Raw genomic sequence first — 4867 nt, 5'->3', positions numbered from 1 at the left:
AGTTCCGGGGCGGGGCCCCCGCCGGCCGCCGCGGCGGCGCCTGGCGCTAACACGGGGCGCGGCCGCCCCCGGTCGGCTCCGCCCGCCCGTCCGGACGCGAGCGGAACGCCTCAGACCTGCGGGACGTTCACCGCCGGGGCGGTCATCAGCTGGGTGCGACGCGGGTTGGCGGTCGAGGACGGCAGCTCGGCCGCGTAGGTCGCGACGTTCTCGGGCCCGCGGGCGCCGGGGATCTGGCCGAAGTCCTCGACCGAGGCCAGCGTGGTCCGGCGCGGGTTCGCCGTGGAGCGGCTGGTCAGCGGGGACGTGGAGGCCGTGTTCGGCTGGGACATCTCGTCAGCACCTCAAGGTCGCGGCCGGACCACCGACCGCGGTCGGCACCCGGCCTGGAGTGATTCGGGGAGATTCTGGGCAGGCTGTACGGGGCCGTGCTCCGGATACAGCCAGGTTACGGATCTCTTTCCACAGTCACCGTGACCAAAGCTACACATTCATCTGTGATTTTCGTCACAAATCACGGAACATATCTCAGATATCCGACATATCGCTTCATCGCCCTTTACCGGCATATCGGAAATATCGGGCATACCCGAAGCTCCGCCCATCATGTTGATCTCGGGTCGGCTTGGCATGCATCCGACGAGTGTCCGAAAAAGGCGGTATTCCGGTCCGTTTACCGCACAGTCGGTGAGAACCCGCGCGCGGTGCGTAGTGCCGTCCGATGTGTCCCGTCCGCCCTTGTTGGGATTCCCCGGCTGTGCTGGAATGCCACGGACCGTGGGTAGGGAGCTGTCCACCCCGGTGACCCGCTCTCCCGGACCGGCCGGGGTGCGGATGGAAACTCGACACCGTCCAGGCCGTGGCGACGCGGCGGGACGCCCGGTCCAGAGGTTGCGACGCCAGTGCAGGGACGTTTCAAAAGGGGTAGCGGCGCCGCGGGTGACCCGGAGTCGCGTGAGCCCGTGGCAGCCCCCCAACCGGCGGCGGCCCCCGGCAGCCCGCCCGAACCGGCACCCGACGTGATCGGCCGGCCCGAGGAGGACGGTCCGGAGCGGCAGTCGAAGCGCGGCAAGCTCCGCAGCTCCCTGACCCGCCGGCGCGCCAAGGGCATGAGCCGTCTCGCCATGCGCAACTGGCGGATCCGCAGCAAGCTGATCGCCCTGCTCGCGCTCCCCGTCCTGGTCGCGCTCGTCCTCGGTGGCCTGCGCATCCAGACCTCGCTGGAGACCTCGCAGCAACTGGCCCAGATGGCCAACCTCTCGGACCTCGCCAAGAAGGCGACCGACCTCGCCAACGCGCTGCAGAACGAGCGCGACATCAGCGCCGGTCCCATCACCGCCAAGCCCAACGCGCCGCTGGACGACGACATCGTCGCGGCCCGCAAGGTCACCGACGACCTCAGCCGCACCTTCACCGCGTCCTCGGACAAGTTCGAGAACCTGGAGCTCTCCGGCGGCAAGGCGCTGCTCGTCCAGATCCGCAAGGACCTGAACGCCGTCTCCGACGCGCGCAGCAACCCCTACCAGAACAACCAGAACATCCAGAGCACGATCACCGCGTACGACGTGATCATCCGCGACCTGCTGGCGATCACCCAGGACATCGCGCTCGCGTCCAACAACCGCGAGCTGGTCCGCGCGACCCGCGCCCTGCAGCAGTTCTCGCTGGCCAAGAACACCACCTCGCAGCAGCGCGCGCTGATCAGCGCCGCGCTCGCCAACCCCGGCGGCCCGGACCTCAGCCTGAGCGACGAGTCCTTCGGCATCCGGCTGAAGGCGTCCTACGACAACGCGCTCACCGGCTTCAACAACATCTACACCTCGCACGACCTGGACAACCTGCGCGGCCAGCTGAGCTACAACTCGGTCGTCGCGGCCGCCGACCGCTACGCGCGCTCGATCCTCCAGCAGAGCGGTATCCACCAGAGCGAGGCCGTCAGCTACAAGGCCTGGTACGAGCAGTCCACCGCCAAGATCTCCGCCGAGCGCCGGATCGAGTCCAAGCTCATCGAGGACCTCGACGGCAAGGCCCAGGAGCTCCAGTCCCAGGCCGACACCGAGGCGCTGATCATCGGTGCCGCCGTCGCGCTGGTGCTCCTCGTCGCCCTCGGCGGCGCCGGTCTGATCGCCCGCTCGATGGTGCGCTCGCTGACCCGTCTGCAGTCCGCGGCCGAGGACGTCGCCGAGCGGCGGCTGCCCGAGCTGGTCAAGACCCTCTCCGAGACCGACCCGCACGACGTGGACGTCACCGTCGAGCCGGTCGGCGTCGACTCCGCCGACGAGATCGGCCACGTGGCGCACGCCTTCGACATGGTGCACAGCGAGGCCGTCCGCCTCGCCGCCGAGCAGGCCCTCCTGCGCGGCAACATCAACGCGATGTTCACCAACCTCTCGCGCCGCAGCCAGGGCCTCATCCAGCGCCAGCTGTCGCTCATCTCCGAGCTGGAGAGCCGCGAGGCGGACCCGGACCAGCTGGCCAACCTCTTCAAGCTCGACCACCTCGCGACCCGCATGCGCCGCAACGGCGAGAACCTCCTCGTCCTCGCCGGTGAGGACCCGGGCCGCCGCTGGACCCGCCCCGTCCCGCTGGTCGACGTGCTGCGCGCCGCCGCCTCCGAGGTGGAGCAGTACGAGCGCATCGAACTCGCCGCCGTGCCGTCGGCCGAGGTCGCCGGCCGCGTCGTCAACGACCTCGTCCACCTGCTCGCCGAGCTGCTGGAGAACGCCACCTCGTTCTCCAGCCCGCAGACCCGCGTCCGGGTCACCGGCCACGCGCTGCCGGACGGCCGGGTGCTCGTCGAGATCCACGACACCGGCATCGGCCTGAGCCCGGACGACCTCGCCGAGATCAACGAGCGCCTCGCCAACCCGCCGACGGTGGACGTCTCCGTCTCCCGCCGCATGGGCCTGTTCGTGGTCGGCCGGCTGTCCCTGCGTCACGGCATCCGCATCCAGCTGCGTCCCAGCGACTCCGGCGGCACCACCGCGCTGGTCATGCTCCCGGTGGACGTCACCAACTCCGCCGACCGCCGCGGCCCCGGCCGTCCCGGCGGCCAGGGCGGCGGCCAGCCCAAGCAGCAGCGCGGGGTCACCCCGACGCCGCGCCAGCAGCGCCAGGTCCCGGCCGGTCCGGGCGGGCGGTCCGGCGGTCCGGCGGCGCTCGGCCAGGGTCCGGCGGGCGGCGCCCCGCAGCAGGGCCGGCCGCAGCTCGGCCAGGGCGGTCCCGGCCCGTCCGGCGGTCCGGGCGGTCAGGGCGGTCCGAACAACCAGGGCGGCCAGGGCGGTCCCGGCGCGGGCGGCGGTCTGCCGACCCGTCAGGTCGGCCAGTCGCTGCGCGAGACCCCGCCCCCGCAGGGCGGTCTGCCGCAGCGCACCCCCGGCCAGCAGGCCCCCAACCAGTCCGGGCCCAACCAGCCCGGCCCGAACCAGCAGGCCCCGAAGCAGCAGGGCGGTCTGCCGCAGCGCACCCCCGGCCGGCAGGGCCCGCAGCAGGGCGGCCCCGGCGGCCTGCCCCGCCGCGGCCCGCAGGGCGGCGCTCCGCAGCAGGGTGCCCCGCAGCAGGACGGCCCGGCCGGCGGTCTGCCCGGCCGGCAGCGGCCGCAGGGCGACGGTGTCCCCGCCGCCCGCGGCGGCGAGCAGCCGCAGCACGGCTGGGCCGACCCGTCGGGCCGTCCGGGCGCGCCGCAGGGCGCCCGCCCAGGTGAGCGTCCGCAGGACGGGCTGCCGCAGCGTCAGCGGCCCGGCCAGGGCCGTCCGCCGCAGGGCGCGCAGGGTCCGCAGGGTCCGCGCGGTCCCCAGGGGCCGCAGGGCCAGGGCGGCCGCCCGCAGCGGCCCGCGCCGGACGACCGGCAGCAGCAGACCCAGCCGCTGCCGCAGGTCCAGCCGGCCCCGCCGCTGCCCGCGGCCGAGTCCGGCCCGATGGAGAGCACCCAGCAGTTCGCCCGCCCCCGGTTCGAGGCCAGCGACATCGACCCGCGCGACCCGCTGGGCCTCGGCCTGGTGGAGCCGGTGCTGCCGACCATGCCGAACCCGGCCCGTCCGGAGCAGGCCGGCCGGCCGCAGCCGCCGCAGGCCCCGCAGCAGCCGGTCCAGCAGCAGCCCGTCCGGCAGGAGCCGATGGCGCTGCCCACCGGGCCGTCCGACGGCGGTGCGCCGGCCGGTCAGGGCCGGCCGCGCGAGGAGGGCCGCCCGGCCCAGCAGCAGAGCCGGCCGCGGCCGTACCAGCCGCGCCGCCCGGGCACCACGGCCCCGGGCCACTCGGAGCAGGCGCCCGCCCCGCAGGCCCAGCCCCAGCAGCAGGCCCCGCAGCAGGCTCAGCAGCAGGCCCCGCAGGCCCAGCAGCCGCAGCCCGGTGACGCCCCGTGGCGCCCGTCGGCCAACGACGAGCGCTGGCGCCGTGCCGAGCAGGTCCGCGAGCCGTCGACCAGCGGTGTCACCATGTCGGGTCTCCCCCGGCGCACCCCGCAGGCCAACCTGGTCTCCGGGACCGCCGAGGCGTCCCCGCTGACCGGCCCCCAGGTGTCCCGGGCCCCCGAGGAGGTCCGCGGCCGTCTCACCAACCTGCGCCGCGGCATCCAGCAAGGCCGCCGGGCCGGCGCCGAGCAGGCGGCGGGCCAGGGCCAGGGCGGCCGGCCGCAGGCCGACCAGGGGCAGGGCGCCCGCGGCCAGGGGGACCAGGCCGGTTTCCACCATGGTGCCCAGCAGCCCGGGTTCGATAGTTTCGGGGCCCGAACCGACGGCAACGCCGCAGATCATCAGGAGCGTTGAGTTGAATCAGATGAGCCAGGCCGCACAGAACCTGAACTGGCTGATCACCAATTTCGTGGACAACACCCCCGGGGTGTCGCACACGGTGGTGGTCTCCGCGG

The 4867-nt window shown here is 73.9% G+C and carries 2 protein-coding genes and 1 pseudogene; 2 read left to right on the top strand and 1 reads right to left on the bottom strand.

The genetic code is table 11. The features are described 5' to 3' along the window. Positions 1–110: 110 nt before the first annotated feature. On the bottom strand, positions 111–332 hold the full coding sequence (locus tag ACFXAM_RS37855) for a hypothetical protein (RefSeq protein WP_380298381.1): 222 nt from the start codon (positions 330–332) through the stop codon (positions 111–113). Positions 333–962: 630 nt separating this feature from the next. Between ACFXAM_RS37855 and ACFXAM_RS37850 the strand changes: the two genes are divergently transcribed. Next, complete coding sequence (locus tag ACFXAM_RS37850) at positions 963–4766, top strand: nitrate- and nitrite sensing domain-containing protein (protein ID WP_380298380.1); 3804 nt, start codon at positions 963–965, stop codon at positions 4764–4766. A gap of 10 nt (positions 4767–4776) precedes the next feature. After that, a pseudogene (locus ACFXAM_RS37845) lies at positions 4777–4867 on the top strand (roadblock/LC7 domain-containing protein); the annotation flags it as partial.

Source organism: Kitasatospora sp. NPDC059462 (genome assembly GCF_042749955.1).
GTDB lineage: Bacteria > Actinomycetota > Actinomycetes > Streptomycetales > Streptomycetaceae > Kitasatospora.
The sequence above is the reverse complement of the archived record's forward strand: the minus strand, read 5'-3'. Positions and strand labels throughout refer to the sequence as shown.